This is a genomic window from Flavobacterium sp. CAU 1735 (assembly GCF_039888695.1).
Classification (GTDB): Bacteria; Bacteroidota; Bacteroidia; order Flavobacteriales; family Flavobacteriaceae; genus Flavobacterium.
Genome location: NZ_JBDQQQ010000001.1, coordinates 796,651 through 823,156, shown reverse-complemented (window position 1 = coordinate 823,156; position 26,506 = coordinate 796,651). Strand labels below are relative to the sequence as shown.

The window sequence follows — 26,506 nt, the reverse complement described above, 5'->3', positions numbered from 1 at the left end:
AAACCGCTTTAAAAGCGGTTTTTTATTTTTATGATTAGTCGATTTTAAATCGTTTTCTGTCATTTTCATTCAAATAGATCTTACGAAGACGTAATGATTTTGGTGTTACCTCTACATACTCGTCTTTTTGGATGTATTCTAACGCTTCCTCTAAAGAGAATTTGATTGCCGGAATAATTCTGGCTTTATCATCTGCTCCGGAAGAACGTACGTTGGTTAATTTTTTCGTTTTGGTTACGTTCACAACCATATCATCACCACGTGAGTTCTCACCGATCACCTGACCTTCATAGATATCCTCATTCGGATCTACGAAGAACTTACCACGATCCTGTAATTTATCGATTGAATATGGAATTGCTTTACCGTTTTCCATCGAAATTAACGATCCGTTGATACGTCCTGCGATTTCACCTTTAAACGGTTGGTATTCTAAGAATCGGTGTGCCATAATCGCTTCACCAGCCGTAGCCGTTAGCAATTGGTTACGCAATCCGATAATTCCTCGTGACGGAATATAGAATTTAATGATCATACGGTCACCTTTTGGCTCCATACTCAACATTTCACCTTTACGTAAAGTAACGAATTCTACCGCTCTACCGGAAAGGTTTTCTGGTAAGTCGATCGTTAATTCCTCAACCGGCTCACATTTAACACCATCAATTTCTTTGATGATTACCTGTGGCTGTCCGATTTGCAATTCGTATCCTTCACGACGCATGGTTTCGATTAATACTGACAAGTGAAGTACACCACGTCCGAAAACCAAAAATTTATCGGCACTATTGGTTTCATTCACACGTAAAGCTAAGTTTTTCTCTAGCTCTTTCGTTAATCTATCTTTAATGTGACGGGAAGTCACAAATTTTCCTTCTTTTCCAAAGAATGGTGAATCGTTGATCGTAAACAACATACTCATTGTTGGCTCATCGATTGCGATGGTTGCCAATGCTTCCGGATTTTCAAAATCGGCAACAGTATCCCCAATTTCAAATCCTTCCAATCCTACGATCGCACAAATATCTCCGGCAACAACCTGCTCAATTTTACGTCTTCCGATTCCTTCAAAAACGTGTAATTCTTTGATTTTAGATTTGATAATCTTACCATCACGTTTTACCAAAGAGATATTCATACCTTCTTTTAATTCTCCTCTTTGTAAACGTCCGATAGCGATACGTCCTGTAAAGTTGGAGAAATCCAAAGAAGTGATCAACATCTGTGGCGTTCCTTCTGATACTTTTGGAGCCGGAATGTGTTCCAACACCATATCCAATAAAGGCTCGATGTTTTCCGTCTGATTTTTCCAGTCAGTCGACATCCAGTTATTTTTAGCAGAACCATAAACGGTTGGGAAATCCAACTGCCATTCTTCTGCTCCTAATTCAAACATTAAATCAAATACTTTTTCATGAACTTCTTCCGGAGTACAGTTTTCCTTATCCACTTTGTTTACTACCACACATGGTTTTAATCCTAAGTCGATCGCTTTCTGTAATACGAAACGTGTTTGTGGCATTGGTCCTTCGAAGGCATCCACCAACAACAACACACCATCAGCCATGTTTAATACACGTTCTACTTCTCCACCAAAATCGGCGTGGCCCGGAGTATCGATAATGTTAATCTTTGTCCCTTTGTAGGTTACCGATACGTTTTTAGAGGTAATTGTGATCCCTCTTTCACGTTCCAAATCGTTGTTGTCAAGAATTAAGTCTCCAGTATTCTCGTTTTCACGGAATAGCTGACAGTGATACATGATTTTGTCAACCAAAGTAGTCTTACCGTGGTCAACGTGAGCGATAATCGCAATGTTTCTGATAGAAGTCATAAATAATTTTTGAGGGTGCGAAATTACAATTTATTTTTTATATAAACACGCTAATTTTTAAGTAGTTAGCAAAAAATAACAAAATAATAACAACAAAAAAAGCTCTCGTCAAAGAGAGCTTGGTTTTTTATATCGTGTTTCAATTAGCTTATGCTAATTTAGCTACGTGCTTCGTTAGTTTTGATTTTAAGTTAGAAGCTTTGTTATCGTGGATAACATTTTTCTTCGCTAACTTATCGATCATAGCGATAACAGCAGACAATTTAGCTGACGCTTCTGCTTTATCAGTTGCTAAACGTAGAGCCTTGATAGCGTTACGTGTAGTTTTATGTTGGTATCTGTTTAATACTCTCTTTTTTTCGTTGCTTCTGATTCTTTTTAAAGCCGACTTATGATTTGCCATTTTCTTAAAATTGATTAAGTCTTTTTACATTTCTTTTTTTCGTAGTCCGTAGGGGAATCGAACCCCTGTTACCAGGATGAAAACCTGGCGTCCTAACCCCTAGACGAACGGACCATTATTCCAATAAATTTCGTATTAACCGCGTAATACTTTTTTGTAGTCCGTAGGGGAATCGAACCCCTGTTACCAGGATGAAAACCTGGCGTCCTAACCCCTAGACGAACGGACCTTTATTGCTTTATTGCGGATGCAAAAGTACAACATTTTTTCAATCTCGCAAGAACAACTCTATTTTTTTTCGATTTTTTTTTAGTACGCTTTCGCAAAAAGCACTCTTCCTTTTGATAAAGAACCAGTTAGCACACACTTGCCTTCTTCCTCTTTTCTATCCAATGGAATACAACGAATCGTAGCTTTGGTAAGGTCTTTAATCTTTTCTTCGGTTTCTGCCGTTCCATCCCAATGCGCCGAAACAAATCCGGTTTTATTTTCAAGCACGTCTTTAAACTCCTCAAACGTATTTACCTCGGTTATATGCGCGTTTCGGAACTCTAACGAACGTGCAAACATTTCTTCCTGAATCGTCTCTAATAAGTCCTGAATATACATCACAACACCGTCTTTGGCAACCACTTCTTTTGTCAACGTGTCACGTCTGGCAATTTCATAGGTTCCATTCTCCAAATCGTTCGGACCAATAGCAATTCGCACCGGCACTCCTTTTAATTCATATTCATTAAACTTCCATCCCGGTTTATGCGTCGTACGGTCGTCGTATTTTACGGAAATTTTCAGTTTACGCAATTGTTTTACCAATTCGTTTACCTGAGCCGAAATCGCTTCCAGTTGCTCGTCGTTTCTATGAATTGGAACAATAACTACCTGGATTGGCGCTAAGTTTGGCGGTAATACCAAACCATTGTCATCGGAATGTGTCATGACCAAGGCTCCCATCAAACGGGTAGATACTCCCCATGACGTTCCCCATACATGTTCCAGTTTTCCTTCGGCATTCGAAAATTTCACATCAAACGCTTTCGCAAAGTTTTGCCCTAAAAAGTGTGACGTACCTGCCTGTAACGCTTTTCCATCCTGCATTAATGCTTCAATACAATAGGTTTCATCCGCTCCTGCAAAACGCTCGGTTTCCGTTTTAATTCCTTTTACTACCGGAATAGCCATAAAGTTTTCCGCGAAATCGGCATATACATTCATCATCTGTACCGATTCCGACAATGCTTCCTGTTTGGTAGCATGTGCCGTATGTCCTTCCTGCCATAAAAATTCGGCCGTTCTTAAAAACAAACGCGTTCTCATTTCCCAACGCACTACATTCGCCCATTGGTTAATTAACAACGGTAAATCGCGATAGGATTGCACCCATCCTTTATACGTACTCCAGATAATTGCTTCACTGGTTGGACGAACAATCAATTCCTCTTCCAGCTTCGCATTCGGATCTACTATTAATTTCCCTTTATTTTCAGGATCATTTGTCAGTCTATAATGAGTTACAATCGCACATTCTTTCGCAAACCCTTCTGCATTTTTCTCTTCGGCTTCAAACATGCTTTTGGGAACAAACAACGGAAAATATGCGTTCTGATGTCCTGTTTCTTTAAACATTCTATCCAATTCGGCTTGCATTTTTTCCCAAATAGCATAACCGTATGGTTTAATAACCATACAACCTCTAACTCCTGAATTCTCAGCCAGGTCTGCTTTGACAACCAGTTCGTTATACCATTTCGAATAATCCTCTGATCGTTTTGTTAAGTTCTTACTCATTTTGATTAGTTTGGCACAAATATTGTTTTACTTATTTTAACTAAATAGTTTGACAAAACTAACTATTTTTGTGTTGTCCAACAATAAAAATACCCAGAGATATGAAAACTTATTACCTATCCAGCAGAAAACTATCCATTTACTCCGTAATTGGATTCTTCGGACTTGTGGTATCCTCCTGTGGTTCTTACCAAAACGCGTCTTACTACGATCATGACGGTGTTTACGGTTCTGAAAGACCGCGAAGCGATTACAACAACAGATACAGCGAACAGAACATGGCGCAAGCCAATAATTACAAAGACTACTTCAGCGACCTTCAGAAAGATGCTAATAACGGTGTTTTTACAGATGTGGACAATTACTCTTCTCAAGATCAGCAGGATTCTATTTCAAATGTAACCACCAACCGCGATCAGTATGCCGGTACTACCGGATATGCCGGATGGGGTGACAATTCAAGTAATATTACCGTTAACGTATACAACAACGACCCATGGTACTGGAACAGAGGTTATTGGAATTCCTGGTACACTCCTTATTATGGATGGGGATGGAATGGCGGTTACTACGGTTCCGGATGGAGCATTGGTCTGGGATGGGGATGGAATTCCTGGTATGGACCAAACTACGGATGGGGCTGGAATAACTGGTACGGACCGGGATGGGGTTGGAACAACTGGTATGGCCCAGGATGGTACAATGGTTACTACAACAACCGTGTTTATAATGGCGGACCAAGAGGCGGATCGGCCTACTATAACGGACGATACAACAACTCCGTATACGGATACAATAACACCGGAACCCGTAATTACAACAGCCGCAGAGATGTTGACTTCAACCGAACTTATGGTACCGGAACAAGAGATTACAACAATTACAACAACGGAACCCGTAACTATAATAACGGAACGCGAAATTATAACAATGGCGCTACACGGGATTACAACAACACTAACAGTTCCGGAACCCGTAATTATAATTACAACAACAATAACAACAACTCCGGAACCCGTAATTACAATTACAACAACTCCAACAATAGCGGAACCCGTAGCAACAGTAACTATTCTGCTCCTACGCGAAGCTATAATAATTCCGGAGGTAATTTTGGTGGTTCCCGTGGTGGCGGAAGCTTCGGCGGCGGTGGCGGAGGTGGAAGATCCGGCGGTGGCGGAAGACGTTAATCAAATCCTGTAAGTTTTAAAAAAGTACATCCTCATGAAAAAATATATATTTACAGCTATTACTGCCCTATCCGCAGTAATAGCCTCCGCACAGGAGCTGGCTCCATCTGACGGACTGCGGTATGCTATGGACAATTTAAACGGAACTGCCCGATTCCGCGGTATGAGCGGTGCCTTTGGAGCCGTTGGTGGCGATATGTCGGCCATACATGTTAACCCGGCCGGTGGTGCTATCTTTAACTACAATACTGCTGCGGCTACTTTAAATTTGTTAAGTACCAAAAGTAATTCCCGTTATTTCGGGACAACTACAAATGACCGTGATACTTCATTCGACCTGAATCAGGCCGGTGGTATCTTTGTTTTCCACAATCAGGATCTTAGTAGCGGATGGACCAAATTCACTTTCGGGATTGCCTATGACAATGCCAATAACTTTGACAATAGTTTTAATTACAGAGGAACCGGCACCCGTTCAATCGATCAGTTTTTCTTAAATCAGGCTAATGGCTTACCGGTTGGTGTAATCGATAACAATTACCGATATGACGAACTGAGCTTTCAGGATCAACAGGCTTATTTAGCTTACCAGACCTATCTTATCGACACCAGCACGTATCCGTTTAATCCGGACAACCCGAACTATGTTTCCAATGTTCCGCAAACCGGAAGTTATGCGCATCAGAATTATGTTAACACAAACGGCTATAACGGAAAACTGGCTTTTAACTTTGCTAGTTCCTATAAAGACCGCCTTTACATCGGACTTAATCTGAATGCCCATTTTACCGATTATACCAAAAATTCAACGGTTTACGAATCCAATAACGGCCCGGTAAACACCGATCCGAATTACGCTACGATTCGTCAGATTCAATTTAACAACGATACACACACCTACGGAAGTGGTTTCTCGTTTAACATTGGTGCTATCGCTAAAATTACCGATGAATTACGTTTAGGTGCGGCTTACGAATCGCCAACATGGTATCGTTTAACAGACGAATTGTCACAAAGTTTATACACTACTTATGTTGCTCCGGCCAATTCACCAACAAGTCCGGGTGCTACGCGATCGGCTTCGCTTAATCCGAATATCGTAAACGTATATCCAACTTATACGCTTCAAACACCGGGTAAATTCACAGGAAGTTTGGCGTATATCTTCGGAAAATCCGGCTTGATCAGCTTTGATTATGGCGTTAAAGATTACAGCAATATCAAATTCAAACCAAACAATTCGTATAATAGCTCTTTAAACGATGTTTATAAAAATACACTAACCACCGCACAGGAATTCCGCGTGGGTGCCGAATACAAAATCAAACAGGTAAGCCTTCGCGGCGGATACCGTTTTGAAGAAAGTCCGTATAAAGACGAAAAAATCGTAGGTGACTTAAAAGGATATTCTGCCGGTATTGGTTATAACTTTGGCTCTGCCCGATTGGATTTTGCCTATGGTCATTCACAAAGAGAAATGGACGTTCCATTATTATCCAGCATGACCGATTCTGCAAGAATTAATAGTAAAATAGATTCCTTTACACTTACCTATACGGTTGGTTTCTAAAAAAATATGACACAAGAAAAAAGAGCGGCTTCTCACGGAAGTCGCTCTTTTTTTTAAATTTTTTATTATTTTTTGGATATGCCTTTTATTACCCGTAGTTACCATAAGAATGTAAATTCCCTTAGGCACATCATCAGTATCCAATATATATTCTTTTTTATTAATCCCGTTTACCTCTTTTATCACTTCACCTAAAAGATTCCTTATACTCAGATTTTCTATCCGACAAGCATCTTTACTATATAATACATCCTGAAATGGATTAGGGTACATACTAAATTGTAACGATTCCAAATCATCCATCTTTTCTATTTTATCATTTCCATTTCGAAAGTAATCCAAACCATAATTCTCCCTTGTATCCTTATTATTCGGTGTAACAACACATGTTGCCGTATTGCCTCCATAAAAATCAGGTCGAGCATAAATTGCATTAGGTACTCCACCGCCACCAGACGATTCATTGTTTGTTAAATTAACTTCGCTTTTTAATTTTATTAACCAAAAATCTTCCTTACCATGATTACCTGTAACATCTCCGTCAGTAGACGATGTAAAACCCGAAACCAGATATTCTCCTTTTAAATTTTTAGTGATGTCCTAAAATAGTGTGTAATTAAATGTAAATTACCATTGGTTTTTCTAAAAGAAATAGAACACAAAGATTATAAAGTGATATTTTAACAAATAGTCAGAATATTTTACTGGTATTTCTTATTGTTTTTTATTTATATTTATTTTTCAATTAAAAAAAATAAAAAAATGAAACCATCAACTCAATACAATGATAGAATTGGTCATGCATCTGCTGACATTGCTGGAATAGATTACGAAGCAATTGCTCAACGTTGTAATCTTGGCAGAAAATATACAATAATTGGAGTTTCTCTTTATGGAACTAGAAAAATAAGTGTAACATTGATATGTAGGGATAACGAGGAAAGCACTGCTGAAAATGAAGTTTTAGTTAGAGTGTATCCTAATATCGACCTTACAGTTGATAACGTTCTTGAACGTCTTAATGTAACAATCAATATTACAAATAATCCTCGATACGATAATCCTGAACTTGATACAAATAGAGAAGAAACAATTGATGAAGATGAGTAATTATTGAAATTATACTTATCACTTTTTACTATAAGCTTTAAAATACTTAGAATTCATATTTTTCATGGAATTTTAAGTATTTTTTTTTGTTTAACATCATGATATTCCGTATGTTAGCCATGTTTAACATCAATTACCCGCCAAAATGAATATAATTAATCAATTCAGATCTTTGAGTTATAAACAGCAACGTGATTTATTAAATCAACTACAATCTGTATTATCTTCATCACGTCCAATCCTGGAACATAGACATGTAAACAATTGCCCTTATTGTCAGTCTAATAAATTATATAAACATGCAAATTATGCTGGTGGTGGCACCCGTTTTAAATGTGTTGAATGTGGTAAAACATTCAATGAATTTACAGGAACAAGCTTACATAGAGTTCATAAAAAAGAATTATGGGATGGATTTATTCGTTTGATGCTTGAATCTAAGACAATTCGTGAGATTTGTGTTGAATTGAAAATTTCAAAACAAACAGCATTAGATTGGAGACACAAAGTGCTATCAGCATTTAATGATTTATATACAAAACAGTTTAAAGGTGTTGTTGAAACAGATGATACTTACTTTCGTTTTAATGAGAAGGGTAAACGTGGAGTTGTCAAATATGATAGAAAATTAAGAGGTATAAGCAATCAACAAGTTTCTGTAATGGTAACTGCTGATAGATATAAATCAATTGATTTAAAAGTGATTAAATTAGGCAGAATTACAACATCTGCATTGGAAAAGAAATTGAATTTGGACAGGTTCAATAAATCAAATATTATTTACTCTGATAATTCAAGGATTATTAAAAACTTCTTTCGTGATTTAGATATCCAACATGAAACATTTATAGCAAAAGAAAAATATAATGGTAATGTACATGTTCAAAATGTAAATAATTTGACAAGAAGATTAAAGGATTGGATTAAATTTAATTTCAATAATGTATCAACAAAATATTTACATAACTACCTTAATTGGTTTATGATGATTGAAATATTGAAAGATAAAAATAATTCAGAGGATATAATGTGGGACTATTTAATGAAATCATCAAGTGCTAATTATAATTTTAGAAAAATTGAAAATAATTATAAAATTCTATGTTCCTAAAAATAAAAATTTATTATTCTCAATTATTGAATAAAGAATAGTATTTATATTTTTTCTTTCATTATTAAGATTTTCATAATGTTGTGAATCAAAATATCCTAAGTTTACATTGTCATCAACATATAGTCTATATAAAACATTAGGATTTCCATCATCATTAATAATTTTAACACTTAAGATATAGTGCTGTGTGTTTAATGGAATGGTTAGCTTAATTACATAAGCTATATCATTATCATTTAATGCAAGACTATGTTCAACAGTATATCCATTATTAGATAAATTTATTTTGATTATATTTATAATCTTACCTATTACTTCAAGCATATATTTTTGTTTATACGATTTTATAAACTTACTTAAAAACTTGTATACAAACAACTTAATCATAAACATTATATGTAATGTTTATGATTAAGTTTAAAAATTATTCAAAATCTACATCATTTTTTAAAACATATCCGGTTGTTACTTTTCCGTTATGTTCAAATTTAACATGTATAAAATCTCCTGAAAAATTATCATCATTTAATTCTGTATATTCTGCTTTTTGACCTTTGACAAAATAAGATGTTGTTTTTGTTTCATAATCAAAATCCTTATAAAAATAAACTTTATCTTTTATTGCTGTAACTTCCCGATTTTCTACATCATTACTTATATTAGTATTATCTTCTATATCTGTATTATTAACTTTAATATCATCCTTAGTATCAACTTTTTCAACTACAACCGGTTTAGTAGGTTCTGGTTCAAGCAATCTCCAGTCATCAATAATTACTTTACCATTATTAATCGAAAAAGATAGTATAGATGGTAAAGGATAATCTACATCTTTTCTAATTGGATTGAATCCACCTGTTAAATATTCAATATTAACAGATTCACGTCCAAAATCAATTTCAATTGTATTACCTGTTACTTTATATTTTCCCATTATATTACGTTTATTGATTGTATTACCCCAACCATCTAAAGAACAAATCATAAACTCAACTGATTGATCTTTAAAAGTTAACCAAGACTTTCCTAAAAAGTAATTTGTCGTTTTTTTAAAATATTCATTCCCTTTTAATGGAATTACCAAACTTGATTCTTTTGATTCATTACTAAGATTAGTAGCTTCTTTATCAGATGTTTTTTTACATCCATAGTAAAATATGCTTGTAAATAGGGTAATACCAATAATTATTAATTTTTTCATAATTAAATAGTTTAAGATTATACAGACAAACATAATAAAAAAATCAAAATAACATATTATAGTATGTTAAAAATATTGTTTTGAAACTCCACATTGCTGAAAAAATATGTGATATGGATAAATCAAAAGAATTGATAAGATTAGGTATGAGGATAAGGAAATTACGTATTGACAAGGGGTTATCACAGGCAAAATTAGGTGTGAAAATATTGAAAGATCAACAATCTATACATAAGGTAGAAACTGGTGAATTTAATCCAACTTATTTATACCTTCTTGAAATATGTGATGGTTTAGAAATAAGTATAAGTGAATTATTAGATTTTTAAACCTATCTTAAAAGTAAAACCCTACCTTTAGAATATCTAATTATTAAAAAGTTTAATTATGGCAAAGACTCAAGGACAAATTAATATTGAAATAAATGTAATAAAAACTAAATGTAGGGACATTTTAAAACATTTAGAAAACTTAAAAAAAGAAGGAATTTATGAAGTAGAATATATTGAAAAATATATAAAAGAAATAGAGAATTTCAAAACAAAAGCAGAAGGTGATGATGGTTTAAGAGTAAGATCGGATAATTATTTTAAAGCAAAGAAATAAAGTCTCAAAAGGACTTTATTTCTTTATATACTATTTACAGAAATGTAATATATTAAAAAAAATAAGCAAGTAATGTGTATAAGAATGTAAAAAGTGAATATCAAAATTCAACAACACCATGTTAATAACATATTTTTTAAACGATTCAAAAAGATATTATTTTTATGAAAATTAAATTATAGAAATTATGGCAACAAGAAAAGTATTTATGGATCAACATGACAATGAAATGGATTGTTATTTAAATGATGAAGGGTTAGTATTTATTCAGATAGGTATATCTAATTCAGAAATATACGAAAAAAGATATATTGTATTAGATAAATTAGATGTAGATGAGTTTATAAAAGTATTATCTGATATACAGAAGGATATGTAATTAATTATTGTAGTAATATTTTAATATTATCACTTTCATAACGAACAGTGATAACAGTATATATTATATTTTGTCCATTTACAAAAAGCACAACACTTTCATCCTTTCTTGGAACAGCAGTGTGATTATATGTTTTACATGTTAAAAACACCCAATTATTAGTGTAATAATCAATGACCATAATTTTATGTTTAAAGTATGGAATAAATTTACCTAAAAATCTATATAAATATAATTTAAATTTCATCATAATTATTATATGATGAAATTTAAATTTGTTTAATCACCTTTTCTACAAAAAATTACCTCCCATATTTGTTACTAAATTTTACACATTACTTTAGGACAACGCTAAATTTTTAAAGATCGATTTTGACTCATCTACACGAGTTCCTCCTAATGCCCTTTGCCATAGTAAACTTCCATTATTACTCGTTTTTACAACCCAACTATCCCAGTCGCCATGATTACCAATAATATCACCATCATTTGATCGCGATTCTCCTACAAAAATATAGTTCCCTTCTCTTGTTTGTAAAACATCTCTTCCATAGTCATAATCCGTTCCTCCGAAACATTTTTGCCATTCCAGATTACCGGTTCCGCTTATTTTCAGCATCCACACATCGGAATAGCCGTGGTTTCCCGAAACATCGCCACTATTAGACATTGTTGTCCCTATTACCACAAATCCTCCATCACCCGTTTCATAAATAGCTGATCCGAAATCATTACTTGAACCTCCATATGTTTGTTGCCACGCTATGGTTCCCGCTTTAGTTAGCATTACAACCCAAACATCTGCATCGCCTCTATTTTTGGTAACATCACCATCATCAGAATAAGTATATCCCACGACTACATATCCGCCTTCTGTTGTTTCTCTTACAGAAACTGCATAATCAAAATTAGTTCCGCCAAATGTTTTTTGCCAGACTAAATTCCCTTTGGAGTTTAATTTTACAGCCCAACAATCTGATTTCCCCTGATTTCTAGTAACATCACCATCATTGGAAAAAGTAAGGCCAACTACTATATAACCTCCATCAGACGTATGCTCGACAGAATAAGCTTTGTCGACATCGGTTCCTCCAAATGTTCTTTGCCATTCTAAATTTCCTTTTGCATCTTGTTTGACCACCCAAAAATCTGCTTTACCATGGTTCCCTGAAACATCTCCATCGTTTGATTCTGTATAGCCCACCGCCACAGATCCTGTACCAACCAATTCAGTCGCATTGGCCTGATCGTCCTGTGTTCCTCCTAAAGCTTTTTGCCATTCCAGATTACCCTCTTCCCCTTGTTTGGTAATCCAAAAATCCGTTTTACCATGATTCCCTGTAACTTCACCATCATTCGACTCGGTATAGCCCGCAGTTATACTTCCTCCATCCAAGGTAGCCGATACTGATTTCGCCTGTTCATTTTCTAATCCGCCAAAAGTATTTTCCCATACCAGGTTAATATCACTTTTTAACTTTACCACCCAAAAGTCCGATTTACCATGATTCCCCGTGACATCTCCATTATTGGAAAACGTAACACCTGCTATAACATACCCTCCGGTCACTACCTGTTCGATATGGTTTGCACCATCATAACCAGTTCCCCCATACGTAGAACTCCATTCTATTTTTCCTTTGCTATCCAACTGTATCGTCCAAAAGTCCCAATTTCCGTGATTACCATGCACATCATCATCATCAGACATCGTTGCGCCTGTAACAATATACCCTCCTCCGGGTAATTGCTGTATCCCGTTTGCTTCTTCACTATGTGTTCCTCCATAGGTTTTCTGCCATTCCAGATTGCTCTCGTCATCTAATTTCACTACCCAAAAATCGCGCATACCGTGATTATATGTAATATCTCCATCACTTGAGTCAGTACTCCCACATATAATATAGCCTTCATCAAAAGTTTCCCAAAGAGCTGTTGCCTGGTCGTCCTGAGAGCCTCCAAATGTTTTTTGCCAAATTTTATTTCCGGAACCATTTAGTTTTAACACCCAAAAGTCGTCCTTACCATGATTTCCTGTAACATCGCCATTGTTGGAATTCGTAGTTCCTGCTACAATATATTGCCCATAGGGAGTCTGCTTAATAAAACTTGCTTCATCATAACCGGATCCGCCGTATGTTTTTTCCCATTCTATCTCACCATCGCTATCCAATTGTAAAATCCAGAAATCTGATTTTCCCTGGTTTTTTGCCACATCGCCATCATTAGAAAAAGTATAACCTGCCAGTATCAATCCAGAGCCAAACGTAGGAGCAACGTGAGTTGCAACATCATCTTTAGTACCTCCATATGTTTTCTCCCATTCCGGACTACCGTTACGATCCAGTTTTACCACCCAAACATCGGCTCCTCCATGATTTTTGGTAACATCTCCGTCATCAGAACGGGTATAACCGACGATAACATATCCTCCGTCTGAAGTTGGTTGAACATAGTTTGCTATATCATCTTCAGAACCTCCAAAGGCGTATTCCCATTCCAGCTCCCCATTTTTATTCAATTTTACAACCCAAAAATCGGCTTCCCCATGGTTCCCCGTGACCTCTCCATCTGTAGAACGGGTACTGCCAACCGTAATATACCCACCATCAAAAGTATTTTGTATTGATTGTGCCCTATCATTTTGAGTTCCGCCCAATGTTTTTTGCCATTCAATTCGAGGGGCTTGCTGCGCTAACAATAAAAGATTCCCTGTAAAAAAGAAAACTATTATCCATAATTTCTCCGATAATGTGATTTTGTTTTTCATGATTTTATTTTTTATGATTAATATTCCGTTACCATAAATAGAACAAGCATCTAAATGCCTATCTTGCTATTTTGTAGTATTCTATTTTCCGGGGAAAGTTTCAAAATCAATATGTTGTACAACTGTTTCTTTATACAACCGATACACCAAACCAATATCTAAAAAGGAGGTATTCAATTGGCGTAACATAGGAGGTAATCGATAAAAGTAGAAGTGTCTTATTTAAAAAAGTCATTTGCTGTTTAAATTAGCACAAACAAAAACCATTGTTCAAAAAACAAACGATCTATACCTATAAATATAAAATCTAAAAAAACGGTTATCAAACCGTTTAAATCTTTTTTTCAAAATTTCATACACATTAACCCGAGTTGTCTTATATTGTCTGTTTTATTTTTGATTTTTGAAGGATTTCAACAATAAAAACCTTCCTAAAAAAAGAAAACTACTAATGTTGCGCCTCTCACCCCTTACCACCTATTAATCAACACTTTACCATTAAAAAATCATAAATTTTAGCAAACCATAGTGATGCTAATTATAAAAAACGTAATTTTGCACTCCAATTTTTCAATTCTATGAGAACCAAGTCTTTAAAGAAAAACAAAATCAATGTCATCACTTTAGGTTGTTCTAAAAATGTTTACGACAGCGAAGTACTGATGGGTCAGTTAAAAGCCAGCGGTAAGGACGTGCAACACGAAGCCCCTAAAAATGATGAAGGAAACATTATTGTGATCAACACTTGTGGGTTTATCAATAATGCCAAAGAAGAGTCTGTTAATACGATTCTGGAGTATGTCGACAAAAAAGAACAGGGTATCGTAGATAAGGTTTTTGTAACCGGATGTTTATCGGAACGGTACCGCCCGGATCTTGAAAAAGAAATCCCGGATGTGGATCGTTATTTCGGAACTACCGAATTACCCTTGCTTTTAAAAGCTTTGGGAGCCGATTATAAGCACGAACTTTTAGGAGAACGTCTAACGACAACGCCTAAAAATTATGCTTATCTGAAAATTGCCGAAGGTTGTGACCGTCCGTGTAGTTTTTGCGCGATTCCGCTAATGCGCGGAAAACACGTTTCGCAACCGATTGAAAAACTGGTAAAAGAAGCCGAAGGTTTAGCCGCCAAAGGTGTAAAAGAACTGATTTTAATCGCTCAGGATTTAACCTATTACGGGTTGGATTTATATAAAAAACGAAATTTAGCCGAGTTACTGGAAAATCTGGTAAAAGTAGAAGGAATCGAATGGATCCGTTTGCATTATGCCTTCCCTTCCGGATTCCCGATGGACGTGTTGGACCTGATGAAACGCGAGCCTAAAATCTGTAATTATATCGATATTCCATTACAGCATATTTCGGATAATATTCTAAAATCGATGCGTCGTGGAACAACGTATGAAAAAACGACCAAACTGCTAAAAGATTTCCGCGAAGCGGTTCCGGGAATGGCTATCCGTACTACGCTAATCGTAGGTTATCCGGGTGAAACCGAAGAAGATTTCCAAATCCTGAAAAACTGGGTCGAAGAAATGCGTTTTGAGCGTTTGGGTTGTTTTGCCTATTCACACGAAGAGAATACCCATGCGTATTTGTTGGAAGACGATGTGCCGGAAGAAGTAAAACAACAACGTGCTGCTGAAATTATGGATATTCAGGCGCAAATTTCATGGGATCTGAATCAGGAAAAAATCGGACAAACGTTCCGTTGTATCATCGATCGTAAAGAAGGTGGTTACTTTATCGGACGTACCGAATTTGACAGTCCGGACGTGGATAACGAAGTGTTGATCGATGCAACGCAACATTATTTAAAAACCGGTGATTTCACAATGATCAAAATCACGGATGCCACAGAATTCGACTTATACGGGGAACCGGTACAAGCATAAAAATCAAAAGGCTGTCTAAAATTAGACAGCTTTTTTAATTATAATTATAACACCTGACAGGTTTTAAAAACCTGTCAGGTGTGTTTTTTTATTGCTTTACGATTTTAGTCCAGCTTTTATTTCCATCGACTGTTGTTACCGCTACCAAATACACCCCACTACTCAAACGACTACAGTCTAAAGAAGCCATTGTTGCATTTGGTTTTTCGGTTCCCACCAAGGCACCACTAAGCGTATATACCTGAATTTCCTGAATAACCTGATCTGGCAATGTCAGATATACGTTATCACGAACCGGATTCGGATAAACCGCTATCGTTTTTGTATTATGATCATCAATATTTAAAACCTGACCATTACGGTATAATTTGGCTACCGCTGTCGTTCCGGTACCAATACCGGTGATCAAAACATCCTTATCACCATCATTATCCACATCGGCAAATACAATATTTCCGGTAGAATGCGAGGTAAATGGCATATCTTCCATTTTTATATAGCCACCCGTTCCATCATTCAAATATAAATTCGCCTCCTGTATATTGTTTCCTGTTGTGGTTTCGGAATATTTCCGCCCCATCGAAAGAATATCCTGGTAACCATCATTATTGACATCCGCAAAAGCGATCGCTAAATTATCACCTATCCCTACAAATGGCATTCCTTCGGCCATTGTAAAATTCGCATTTCCGTCATTATAATACAATTGCATACGGAACCAAAGTGCCGGATTTCCGGACGATGAAGGCATATTCCCGGCTATCAGTAAATCCTGATCGCCATCGTTATCCACATCCGCCAAAGCCACCTTTCCCAATAAAGCCGTTATAGCCGGTTGCGGATGATGCGCAAAAACGCCACCACCCTGATTTAGAAATATTCTGATATTAGTAGCCGTAGCATTAATACCTACTTTTCCCGATGTTACAATATCCGGTTTCCCATCACCATTCACATCAGCCACCACCACAGAAGCCAGATACATACCGTACGATTCCAGTCCGCTTTGAAGATTACGTGTAAATATTCCGGTTCCGTCATTCGTATATAATGCCATCGCAAAACCATTACTGGTATACATTCCGGTTATCAGAATATCCTGATCGCCGTCGTTATCAAAATCGGCCATATTCACATCACCGTTCATTGTCCCGATAAAGTTCGAATTTGGCGACAAACTAAAGTTGCCGGCACCGTCATTCAGATATAATTTTGCATTAACGCCATTTGCACTTCCCGCAACGATCAAATCCGGAAATCCATCGCCGTTAACATCGCCAAAAGCGGCACCGCCTTCACGGCATTTGATAAACGTTTGATCATCGTGAAGCGTAAAATGACCGGTTCCGTCGTTTTTATACATCCGACTACTACCGGCATTCGGACTTCCGCCCATGGCAAATAAATCCAGATCGCCATCGCCGTCAATATCGGCAAACTTACAGGTGCTATATTGAACCGGAACAATTCCCGAGTTTGAAACCAGTGTGAAATTTTGGGTAAAAGCACTAAAGGAACCTAATAGCATTATGGCAAGTAGTGTTTTTTTCATAGGGTATTTTGGTTAGGGATTCGCAATTTTCAATGGGTTATTTTCGGATACCCTATAATTGCTTTATTTCCGCTCACCTCCTCTATTCCATCCACTACATTATTAAAAAAACAATTATGCGTACGCCTCCAAATGTAACCAAAAAAGCCAAAAACTAAACTATATTCATTTTTTTAACAATTAAAATTATTTAATTATAACAAAATTAAAATAAGCAGCAATAAAATTTCAAATCAATTTTATTATATCACAGCGTCGAGAAAATAAATTACCGGAACAATCGGGCATAAAAAAACCGCCCTGGAAATTCCAAGGCGGTTTTCGCATTTCAATCTAATAATTATGAACTAAATAACTGTTCCTTTGAATACAAGCACTTTTGGTGCTTCTTCTGCATTGGTTGTAACCGTTACCGTTTTGGTAAACACCCCTTTTGCAGCAGCGTTAAAAGTAGCTGTGATTTTTGCGTTTCCGTTTGGTGCAATTGGCGTTTTAGTATAATCGGTTGCCGTACATCCGCAAGACGCTTTAACATTTGTGATGATCACTGCAGTTTTACCAGTGTTTTTAAATTCGAAGTCGATTTTAGCTGGTTTTCCCTGAGGAATTTCTCCTAAATCGATTGTTTCACTTTTCCATTGGATTGGTGATCCTGCGTTTACAGAAACAGCTACCGTTTCGTTTGTTTTAACCGGGTTTCCGGCAAATGACATTAATCCTAATGCTAGTGCTAAAACTGAAAGTTTGATCATTTTCATAATTTTGTATTTTAAATTATTATTATTTTGTTGGTTCATTGTGATAGTTCAAAAGTATCTCAGTCTTGCCAAGGTTGCTGTTAACCGTTTTTAAAAGTTTGTTAATGACTTGTTAACAGAGCAAAAAAAGTATATTTTTCAGTAATATTACACTACTCAACAGTACAGATTTTGAAAATTAACCGACTTAACAGTATTATTATTCTCGGATTGGTAGCCATTGTGGGGATTATCATCGCACAATTGCTTTGGACCAAAGAGGCTTTTAATCTGGAAGAGAAGAAGTTCACGCAGAAAGTGCATATCGCATTACTGGAAGTCGCTAAAAAACTTTACGAAGGGAAGAATCACGAACTTCCGGCCAATAGTCCGATTAATAAAGTCTCAAACGATTATTATATCGTTAATGTCGACAATGATTTTGAACCGGAAATACTCGAATATTATTTAAAAACGGTTTTTAAAAAGTTTAATATTACCACCGATTTCGAATATGCCATGTACAATTGCGAAAGTGATGAGATGGTTTATGGAAATTATGTCGCGATTAGCGATACTTCCAAAAAGGAAAATTCGGTTTATTTTCCAAAACACAAAAACCTGGTTTATTATTTTGCGGTTCGCTTTCCTAATGAAACTTCCTATCTCTTCAGTTCCCTGAAATTTTGGTTTATGCTTTCTTTTGCCTTGATTGTGATCCTGATTGTCTATGTATATTCTATTTTCACCTTATTACAGCAGAAAAAATATTCGGAGTTGCAGCGCGATTTCATCAATAATATGACGCATGAGTTTAAAACGCCGCTTTCTTCGATTTTGATTGCCTCAAATTATCTCAGCAAACAGGAACCGATACAAAAGGATCCAAAACTGGATAAATATGCTGCTATCATTATTGAACAGAGTAAAAAACTGAACCATCATATCGAAAAAATATTGAATATTGCGAAGTCGGACGATACGCCATTAAGACTTCAAAAAAATGACATTTTGTTGGCTTCCGTATTACAGGATGTCACCGAAAACATACAATTACGTTATCCGGAAGCCCATATTACAGTGACAAATCCGGATGAATCACTACAGATTTATGGCGATGAATTCCATTTTACCAATATCGTGTACAATCTGATTGATAATGCGGTAAAATATTGCGAAATCTCTCCGGAAATTCATATTACGGTTAGTCGGGAAGCACATCGCATCCGACTGGTATTTACCGATAACGGAATTGGTATTTCTCAAAAAAATATTTCTTTTATATTTGACAAATTCTACCGGATTCCGAGTACGAAAAGTAATGAAGTGACCGGTTTTGGACTAGGATTGTACTATGTACATAAAATCTGTAAGCTTCATAACTGGAAAATAACAGCCAAAAGTCACCTTGGAAAAGGAACAACCATAACCCTGATAATACCTGAAAAATAATGTCAAAATATAAAATCCTATACGCTGAAGACGATGAAACCCTGGCTTTTCTAACCAAAGATAATTTGGAACTGAACGGTTATGACGTTTTTCATTGTCCAAACGGGGAAAATTGTCTGGAACAATTCAAAGCCGGTTCCTTTGACATTTGTATTTTGGATATTATGATGCCGAAAATCGACGGTTTTGAACTGGCTACTGCCATTCGGCAAATCGATACGGAAATCCCGATCATTTTCCTTTCGGCTAAAACACTAAAAGAAGATCGGATTAAAGGATTACGACTGGGTGCCGATGATTATCTTGTAAAGCCTTTTAGTATCGAGGAATTGTTGCTAAAAATTGAGATTTTCCTAAAACGCTCGCAAAAGAAAGTGGTACCCGAAAAAAACAGCTATACTGTTGGCGCTTTCCAGTTTGACGCTGAAAATTATACCTTGAGTAAAGGTTCGTCTAAAACAGTACTGACACAACGCGAAGCGGAGCTTTTAAAATTATTTCTGGATAATAAAAATACCGTACTAAAACGGGAACAGATACTCACGGCCTTATGGGGTACCGATGATTATTTTATGGGGCGTAGTCTTGATGTTTTTATCTCCAGACTTCGCAAATTGCTATCGGAAGAAGACGGTATACAAATTGAAAACCTACACGGTATCGGTTTTAAGTTTAATATAAAAGCCTAACGTACTACAATGCCAGAAGACCGGAGCTTCGTAAGGTATTAATTGGTTTTGAATACCAAAACAATTCAAAATCTTCACGAGCTGCATTTTCATAATCGGCTTTTACCTCGTTAAATGTCAGTATTTTATTTTGAGTAACCGAAATTTTTGGCAAAACTGCTGTTAGCCAATCCGCATCATCTTTATTGACCTGAATCGCAAAACTTTCTTTTTTATCGTGAAAAGTCAGACTCGCCATTTCGAACTGTCTTCCTTTTTTGTTTTTGGTAAAATACGATACAGCCGGTTTGCCACCTGTCCAGACAATTTTAGCCGTTGGTTTTACGGTAAAAGTATCTTCATCCTGTAAAGCATTATAAATATAATCCGGCGAAACTTTTGTTCGCGGTACTTTAAAATCGAACCAATCCTGCAAAGGATAATCAAAACAGATTCCATGCATATAATTAAACAAGGATTTTTTTAATCCAAAACTGAATTTATCGTGATTCGTACCAGTTTTATCAACATGGACAATATCATTGTTCGCAAAAGATCCGATTGCCTCCGTTTCTTTTAGTACGCCAAATTTTTCGGGGTACATTCCTACCGGGCTATGAGCCGTCATCGCAAATTGATGCCAAAATCCGGATTGTAAAATTCCGAGTTCGAATAATTGCCGTACCATTTCCAGACTATCAATAGTTTCCTGTGCCGTTTGCGTTGGAAAACCATACATCAGGTACGCATGTACCATAATTCCGGCTTCGGTGAAATTGCGGTTTACCCGCGCTACCTGAGCTACCGTTACTCCTTTCTGAATCAACTCCAGTAAACGGTCGGAAGCCACTTCCAATCCGCCGGAAACAGCAATACAACCGGATGCTTTTAACAGCAAACACAGGTCTTTTGTAAAGCTTTTTTCAAACCGGATGTTGGTCCACCAGGTCACCGCCAATTTTCGTTTTAATATTTCCAGCGCTACCGCACGCATCAAGGCAGGTGGTGCTGCTTCGTCTACAAAATGGAAGCCGTTTTGCCCGGTTTGTGCAATCAGCTCCTCCATTCTGTCCACTAACATTTTGGCCGCGACAGGTTCGTAAACTTTAATATAATCCAACGAAATATCGCAAAAAGTGCATTTACCCCAATAGCATCCATGTGCCATTGTTAGTTTATTCCAGCGTCCGTCGCTCCACATTCGGTGCATCGGATTTACAATTTCAATAACCGAAATATAACGATCCAACAACAGGTCGGTATAATCGGGTGTTCCCACTTCCGATTGTTTGTAATCCCGGCAGGCTGTATTATTGATGTAAACCACTTTGCCTTCGTCCAGTATAAAGGTTCGTTTCAGTTCTTCCTTACTGATTTTACCATCCACATAAGCGATCATATTTTCTACCGGTGCTTCTCCGTCGTCGAGTGTAATAAAATCAAAGAACTCCATTACCCGTATATCACTAAGGGATCGCAATTCGGTATTTGGAAAACCACCACCCATCGCTACTTTAATTTCCGGTCGGTGTTTTTTAATCCATTGCGCACATCGGAAGGCACTGTACAAATTGCCCGGAAAAGGAACTGAAAAAGCTACAATTTTCGGATTTATTACGTTCAACCTTTCTTCCAATAACTGTAAGGTAATTTTATCGATATAAGTGTATTCCTGATGAAGATAGTTGTACAATTCGTCAAAAGAATTGGCCGAACGTCCCAATCGCTCTGCATAACGACTAAAACCAAAATTAGGATCAATGCATTCTACGATCAGATCGGAAATATCTTCCAGGTAAAGCGTTGCCAAATGTTTGGCCTTATCCTGAGTACCCATAGTACCAAAAGCCCAGTCCAATTCTTCCAATTGTGCAAAACGAGAGGCTTCCGGAAGAAAATCTTCCTGGCATATCAAATGCGCCAACGTCGGATTTTTCCCCTGAAGAAACAAAATAACCGGGTCAATTGTTTTAATGTATTCGTCCTGTAACGCTATAATACGCTGACAGTTATCCGATAACGCTTCCGCTTTTTGTTCGCTTTCGGCAAACATTTGGGTTAGTCCTTCTTTTGAAAACAATTTTAAGATAACTTCAATACCCAAATCCGCCTGAAAGGAGGAAATATTTTTGGTATTCAGGAATCCCTTAACATAGGCCGTGCCCGGATATGGGGTATTGAGCTGCGTAAAAGGTGGCGTGATCAGAAAAATTGTTGTCGGCTTCATTGGCGATACATCATTGAGACTGCAAAAGTATCATATTTTAAAGAAATAAATACGGATTGCGTATTACAACTGTATCTTTTCGATGGTGTTCAGTTTATCCACATACAGTATCGTCTCATCACTATCGCGGTCGGCTTCAAACATCGGTAAAAAACGCGCCCCATAAATTACTTCGCGCAAGGTATACGAAGTCCGCTTTACAACGGTAGTACTAAACATATCGTCAAAAACTTTGACAAAAATCAGAATTTCGCCTTTCTGATTTTGATAATCCGCTTCGGTAAAGGTATATAATGGACTATTTTCGGTAATGGGATGTACCAACGTCCAGCTTAACGTTAGCATATTAATTTTGTCCAGTTCAAGATCTAGCGAAAAAAACTTATTGACTTTTTTGCCATCTTCTTCCAGGCTTAATCCAATTGTTGCCTTAGCTTCGGCTTCCATCAGGTTGGTATTCTTATAAGGTGTCATTCGCAACATCAAGGCTTTCCCTTCTTTATAGGGTGCAATGACAGCATTATCCGAAAAACGGATCAAGGCTTTGGGCTTACTGAATCTTCCGTAAAACAAACCGGTAGCAATCGCGAAGCTCAACAATCCGAATAAAGCTTCGACCGAAGCCACAAAACTGGTCATAAAACCGGTCGGGCTAATATGTCCGTAACCTACGGTAGTAAAAGTCTGCGCACTAAAAAAGAACGCCTGTCCGAACTGATCAACTGCTGTTACCGCATTGATGCCCTGTAAGTGCTGTACACCAAGCATAAAGTAAATACAGGCGAAAATAAAATTTACGATCAGGTAAAAGGCGAAAATGATAAACATAAATTTCCAGCGTGGTACATCGATCATCGCATGGTACCAACTGATACGCTCTGTTATGCCGATTCCCACTTTCCGGACATTGGCATTTCCATCTTTGTTTACAAATCGCGCCCCATAAATGGAAGCATTACTCCCAAAGCCAGTATTTTCATCTGCTTTAGCTCTGGAACTGATACGCTTTAGGAATGCCATAGTAATTTTTAAGTAAAGCTAATAAAAAATCAGTTTGAAAGCTACTTCAATAAAAAAGCCCCACTGTAGAAGTGAGGCTTTCTATAAAATATAGTGTTCTTATTTACTCAGATACATTTTTCGTCTGGAGTACAATTCGTAGAACTGATCGTCTTTCAGGTCGTCGATAAACAAGATACTTTCTCCTGTTGATTTCATTTCGGGACCTAATGCCTTGTTTACGTTTTTAAACTTGCTGAATGAGAATACCGGTTGCTTGATCGCATATCCTTTTAAATGTGGATTAAAATCAAAATCGGTTACTTTATTCACACCTAACATTACTTTAGTCGCATAGTTTACATACGGTTCGCCATAGGCTTTTGCGATAAACGGTACCGTACGTGAAGCTCTTGGATTGGCTTCGATGATGTAAACCGTATCGTCTTTAATCGCGAACTGTATATTAATAAGTCCTACCGTTTTTAAAGCCAGTGCAATTTTCTTGGTATGGTCTTTAATCTGTTGCATTACAAATTCACCCAGGTTAAACGGTGGCAACGTTGCATTACTATCTCCGGAGTGAATACCACATGGTTCGATATGCTCCATGATACCGATGATGTATACATTTTCACCATCGCAAATCGCATCGGCTTCCGCCTCAATCGCTCCGTCCAGGTAATGATCCAGCAATAGTTTGTTATTCGGGATTTTACGCAGTAAGTCTACCACATGCTCTTCCAGTTCCTGTTTGTTGATCACAATTTTCATTCCCTGTCCACCCAATACATAAGAAGGACGTACTAATAACGGGAAGTCCAGTTGATCCGCTAGTTTTGAAGCTTCCTCGGCGCTTTCAGCTACTCCGAATTTCGGGAAAGGAATTTTTAATTCTTCCAGTAATTCCGAAAAACGTCCTCGGTCTTCCGCTAAATCCAAAGCATCAAAACTGGTTCCGATGATCTTAACACCGTATTTTGAGAGTTTTTCAGCCAGCTTTAAGGCGGTTTGTCCTCCTAACTGCACAATCACACCTTCCGGTTTTTCATGACGGATGATATCGTAGATATGCTCCCAGAACACCGGTTCGAAATACAATTTGTCAGCCGTGTCGAAATCGGTGGATACCGTTTCCGGATTACAGTTGATCATAATTGTTTCATAACCGCATTCCGATGCTGCCAATACCCCGTGAACACAAGAATAATCGAATTCGATACCTTGTCCGATACGGTTGGGTCCGGAACCTAAAACGATTACTTTTTTACGGTCGGATACGACGCTTTCGTTATCTACATAACGGGTTCCGTCGGCTTTTTCGATTTCCGCTTCAAAAGTGGAATAATAGTATGGTGTTTGCGCTTTAAATTCGGCGGCACAGGTATCTACCAGTTTGTAAACCCTTTTTACACCTAAATCTTCACGCAATTTGTAAATCTGACTTTCCAGACATCCTAACATATGCGCAATTTGTCTGTCGGCAAATCCTTTTTGTTTCGCTTCCAGTAACAATTCTTTGGTTAGGGTGTCGATATTGTGTTTGGAAATTTCTTTTTCCAGTGCATATAGTTCTTCGTATTGTTTTAAGAACCACATGTCGATTTTAGTGATCTCGTGGATACGGCTTAACGGAATTCCCATGGCAATCGCATCGTAAATTACGAATACACGATCCCAACTCGCATAAGTCAGTTTGTCAATAATCTGATCGTAATTGGTATATCCTTTACCATCAGCACCTAATCCGTTTCGTTTAATCTCCAACGATTGCGTTGCTTTGTGTAAGGCTTCCTGGAACGAACGTCCGATTCCCATTACTTCCCCTACGGATTTCATCTGTAATCCAAGCGTTCTGTCGGCTCCTTCAAATTTGTCGAAGTTCCAACGCGGTATTTTTACAATTACATAGTCCAAAGTCGGTTCAAATAAGGCCGAAGTGGATTTTGTAATTTGATTTTGCAATTCGTCCAAACTATACCCTAAAGCCAGTTTGGTGGCAATTTTTGCGATTGGATATCCCGTCGCTTTCGAAGCCAATGCCGAAGAACGCGATACACGCGGGTTGATTTCGATCGCAACAATGTCTTCTTTTTCATCCGGAGAAACAGCAAACTGTACGTTACATCCACCGGCAAAGTTTCCGATGCTTCGCATCATCAGGATTGCCATATCCCGCATTCTCTGGAATGTTCTGTCGGATAAAGTCATCGCCGGCGCAACCGTAATACTATCTCCGGTATGGATTCCCATTGGATCCATATTTTCGATGGTACAGATAATCACTACGTTGTCGTTTTTATCTCGCAATAATTCCAGCTCGTATTCTTTCCAACCTAATAACGCTTTATCAATTAACACTTCATGGATTGGAGATGCTTCCAGTCCGCGGGTTAATAAATCGTCGAAATCTTCTTTTTTATGTACAAAAGCAGCTCCGGTTCCACCCAATGTAAATGACGGACGGATTACTAACGGGAAACCGAATTCCTGTGCAATTTCTTTTCCTTTTAAGAAGGAATTGGCCGTTTTCGCCGGTGCTACCGGAATTTCGATTTTCGCCAGCAATTGTTTAAACTGCTCGCGATCTTCGGTTACATTAATGGCATTTACATCAACACCGATCAATCGTACGTTAAAATCCTGCCAGATTCCTTTTTCGTCTGCTTCCAGACATAGATTTAAGGCAGTTTGTCCTCCCATAGTTGGCAAAACCGCATCAATTTGCGGGTGTGCTTTTAGGATTTCGATAATGGATTTTGTAGTTAAAGGTTTTAAATAAATATGATCGGCCATAGAGGGATCCGTCATAATAGTCGCCGGATTGGAATTGATTAGAATTACTTCAATTCCTTCTTCGCGAAGCGATCGTGCCGATTGCGATCCGGAGTAGTCGAACTCACAGGCCTGCCCAATTACGATAGGCCCTGAACCGATAATTAAAACCGATTTTATTGAATTGTCTTTAGGCATTGTGTTGTGTTGTATGTAGTTATTTTATTTTTAAC

General features: G+C 37.3%; 21 protein-coding genes and 2 tRNA genes. 10 read left to right on the top strand and 13 right to left on the bottom strand.

Annotation, left to right across the window (positions count from 1 at the left end; translation table 11 throughout):
• Positions 1 to 34: 34 nt before the first annotated feature.
• The 5 genes from typA to proS form a co-directional block, all read right to left on the bottom strand.
• On the bottom strand, positions 35 to 1,834 hold the full coding sequence (gene typA / locus AAFN64_RS03835; protein WP_300491899.1) for a translational GTPase TypA: 1,800 nt from the start codon (positions 1,832 to 1,834) through the stop codon (positions 35 to 37).
• A gap of 148 nt (positions 1,835 to 1,982) precedes the next feature.
• The gene (rpsT, locus tag AAFN64_RS03830) at positions 1,983 to 2,237 is read right to left on the bottom strand and encodes a 30S ribosomal protein S20 (RefSeq protein ID WP_300491897.1); all 255 of its coding nucleotides are present in this window, start codon (positions 2,235 to 2,237) and stop codon (positions 1,983 to 1,985) included.
• Positions 2,238 to 2,279: 42 nt separating this feature from the next.
• Positions 2,280 to 2,351: transfer RNA gene (locus AAFN64_RS03825), tRNA-Glu, on the bottom strand.
• Positions 2,352 to 2,394: 43 nt separating this feature from the next.
• A tRNA-Glu gene (locus AAFN64_RS03820) sits at positions 2,395 to 2,466 on the bottom strand.
• Between the two features lie 80 nt (positions 2,467 to 2,546).
• Positions 2,547 to 4,025: a proline--tRNA ligase gene (gene proS / locus AAFN64_RS03815; RefSeq protein ID WP_347759333.1), complete on the bottom strand. Its 1,479-nt coding sequence runs from the start codon at positions 4,023 to 4,025 to the stop codon at positions 2,547 to 2,549.
• Between the two features lie 101 nt (positions 4,026 to 4,126).
• On the opposite strand from proS, the gene AAFN64_RS03810 reads away from it, so the two are divergent.
• The 4 genes from AAFN64_RS03810 to AAFN64_RS03795 all read left to right on the top strand — a co-directional run bounded on the left by AAFN64_RS03810 (position 4,127) and on the right by AAFN64_RS03795 (position 9,006).
• A complete protein-coding gene (locus tag AAFN64_RS03810; protein WP_347759332.1) occupies positions 4,127 to 5,215 on the top strand; it encodes a hypothetical protein in 1,089 nt (362 codons plus the stop codon).
• Positions 5,216 to 5,249: 34 nt separating this feature from the next.
• Positions 5,250 to 6,785: an outer membrane protein transport protein gene (locus AAFN64_RS03805; protein ID WP_300489757.1), complete on the top strand. Its 1,536-nt coding sequence runs from the start codon at positions 5,250 to 5,252 to the stop codon at positions 6,783 to 6,785.
• A 762-nt stretch (positions 6,786 to 7,547) separates the two neighbouring features.
• Positions 7,548 to 7,895 (top strand): hypothetical protein, encoded by a 348-nt coding sequence (locus AAFN64_RS03800; protein WP_347759331.1) that lies wholly within the window; start codon positions 7,548 to 7,550, stop codon positions 7,893 to 7,895.
• A gap of 145 nt (positions 7,896 to 8,040) precedes the next feature.
• Positions 8,041 to 9,006, top strand: coding sequence for an IS1595 family transposase (locus tag AAFN64_RS03795; protein ID WP_347759330.1), 966 nt, complete (start codon positions 8,041 to 8,043; stop codon positions 9,004 to 9,006).
• Here AAFN64_RS03795 and AAFN64_RS03790 read toward each other — a convergent pair.
• Positions 8,995 to 9,333: a hypothetical protein gene (locus AAFN64_RS03790; RefSeq protein ID WP_347759329.1), complete on the bottom strand. Its 339-nt coding sequence runs from the start codon at positions 9,331 to 9,333 to the stop codon at positions 8,995 to 8,997. The two genes, AAFN64_RS03795 and AAFN64_RS03790, sit on opposite strands and share 12 nt — an antisense overlap.
• Positions 9,334 to 9,433: 100 nt before the next feature.
• Positions 9,434 to 10,210 (bottom strand): hypothetical protein, encoded by a 777-nt coding sequence (locus AAFN64_RS03785; protein WP_347759328.1) that lies wholly within the window; start codon positions 10,208 to 10,210, stop codon positions 9,434 to 9,436.
• 80 nt (positions 10,211 to 10,290) lie between these two features.
• Here AAFN64_RS03785 and AAFN64_RS03780 point away from each other — a divergent pair, with 80 nt between their 5' ends.
• The 3 genes from AAFN64_RS03780 to AAFN64_RS03770 all read left to right on the top strand — a co-directional run bounded on the left by AAFN64_RS03780 (position 10,291) and on the right by AAFN64_RS03770 (position 11,195).
• The gene (locus AAFN64_RS03780; RefSeq protein WP_347759327.1) at positions 10,291 to 10,539 is read left to right on the top strand and encodes a helix-turn-helix transcriptional regulator; all 249 of its coding nucleotides are present in this window, start codon (positions 10,291 to 10,293) and stop codon (positions 10,537 to 10,539) included.
• A gap of 58 nt (positions 10,540 to 10,597) precedes the next feature.
• Complete coding sequence (locus AAFN64_RS03775) at positions 10,598 to 10,816, top strand: hypothetical protein (protein ID WP_347759326.1); 219 nt, start codon at positions 10,598 to 10,600, stop codon at positions 10,814 to 10,816.
• A gap of 187 nt (positions 10,817 to 11,003) precedes the next feature.
• Positions 11,004 to 11,195 carry a hypothetical protein gene (locus AAFN64_RS03770; RefSeq protein WP_347759325.1) on the top strand — a complete coding sequence of 64 codons (192 nt, stop codon included), beginning with the start codon at positions 11,004 to 11,006 and terminating at the stop codon, positions 11,193 to 11,195.
• 340 nt (positions 11,196 to 11,535) lie between these two features.
• On the opposite strand, the gene AAFN64_RS03765 is transcribed toward AAFN64_RS03770, so the two are convergent.
• Positions 11,536 to 13,965: a hypothetical protein gene (locus AAFN64_RS03765; RefSeq protein ID WP_347759324.1), complete on the bottom strand. Its 2,430-nt coding sequence runs from the start codon at positions 13,963 to 13,965 to the stop codon at positions 11,536 to 11,538.
• A 578-nt stretch (positions 13,966 to 14,543) separates the two neighbouring features.
• Between AAFN64_RS03765 and rimO the strand changes: the two genes are divergently transcribed.
• Complete coding sequence (gene rimO / locus AAFN64_RS03760) at positions 14,544 to 15,863, top strand: 30S ribosomal protein S12 methylthiotransferase RimO (RefSeq protein ID WP_347759323.1); 1,320 nt, start codon at positions 14,544 to 14,546, stop codon at positions 15,861 to 15,863.
• Positions 15,864 to 15,951: 88 nt separating this feature from the next.
• On the opposite strand, the gene AAFN64_RS03755 is transcribed toward rimO, so the two are convergent.
• Both AAFN64_RS03755 and AAFN64_RS03750 read right to left on the bottom strand, forming a co-directional pair.
• Positions 15,952 to 17,415, bottom strand: coding sequence for an FG-GAP-like repeat-containing protein (locus tag AAFN64_RS03755; protein ID WP_347759322.1), 1,464 nt, complete (start codon positions 17,413 to 17,415; stop codon positions 15,952 to 15,954).
• Between the two features lie 347 nt (positions 17,416 to 17,762).
• Complete coding sequence (locus AAFN64_RS03750) at positions 17,763 to 18,173, bottom strand: DUF1573 domain-containing protein (RefSeq protein WP_300489747.1); 411 nt, start codon at positions 18,171 to 18,173, stop codon at positions 17,763 to 17,765.
• A 171-nt stretch (positions 18,174 to 18,344) separates the two neighbouring features.
• Here AAFN64_RS03750 and AAFN64_RS03745 point away from each other — a divergent pair, with 171 nt between their 5' ends.
• Together AAFN64_RS03745 and AAFN64_RS03740 are read left to right on the top strand one after the other, a co-directional pair.
• The gene (locus AAFN64_RS03745; RefSeq protein ID WP_347759321.1) at positions 18,345 to 19,604 is read left to right on the top strand and encodes a HAMP domain-containing sensor histidine kinase; all 1,260 of its coding nucleotides are present in this window, start codon (positions 18,345 to 18,347) and stop codon (positions 19,602 to 19,604) included.
• On the top strand, positions 19,604 to 20,293 hold the full coding sequence (locus AAFN64_RS03740; RefSeq protein WP_347759320.1) for a response regulator transcription factor: 690 nt from the start codon (positions 19,604 to 19,606) through the stop codon (positions 20,291 to 20,293). Before AAFN64_RS03745 ends, AAFN64_RS03740 begins: the two co-directional genes overlap by 1 nt.
• A 4-nt stretch (positions 20,294 to 20,297) precedes the next feature.
• Here the strand turns inward: AAFN64_RS03740 and AAFN64_RS03735 are convergent, their stop codons facing one another.
• The 3 genes from AAFN64_RS03735 to carB form a co-directional block, all read right to left on the bottom strand.
• On the bottom strand, positions 20,298 to 22,499 hold the full coding sequence (locus tag AAFN64_RS03735) for a B12-binding domain-containing radical SAM protein (protein ID WP_347759319.1): 2,202 nt from the start codon (positions 22,497 to 22,499) through the stop codon (positions 20,298 to 20,300).
• A 63-nt stretch (positions 22,500 to 22,562) separates the two neighbouring features.
• Positions 22,563 to 23,519, bottom strand: a complete 957-nt coding sequence (locus AAFN64_RS03730) for an ion channel (RefSeq protein ID WP_347759318.1) — start codon at positions 23,517 to 23,519, stop codon at positions 22,563 to 22,565.
• Between the two features lie 99 nt (positions 23,520 to 23,618).
• The gene (carB, locus tag AAFN64_RS03725; protein ID WP_300491449.1) at positions 23,619 to 26,471 is read right to left on the bottom strand and encodes a carbamoyl-phosphate synthase large subunit; all 2,853 of its coding nucleotides are present in this window, start codon (positions 26,469 to 26,471) and stop codon (positions 23,619 to 23,621) included.
• Between the last annotated feature and the right edge of the window lie 35 nt (positions 26,472 to 26,506).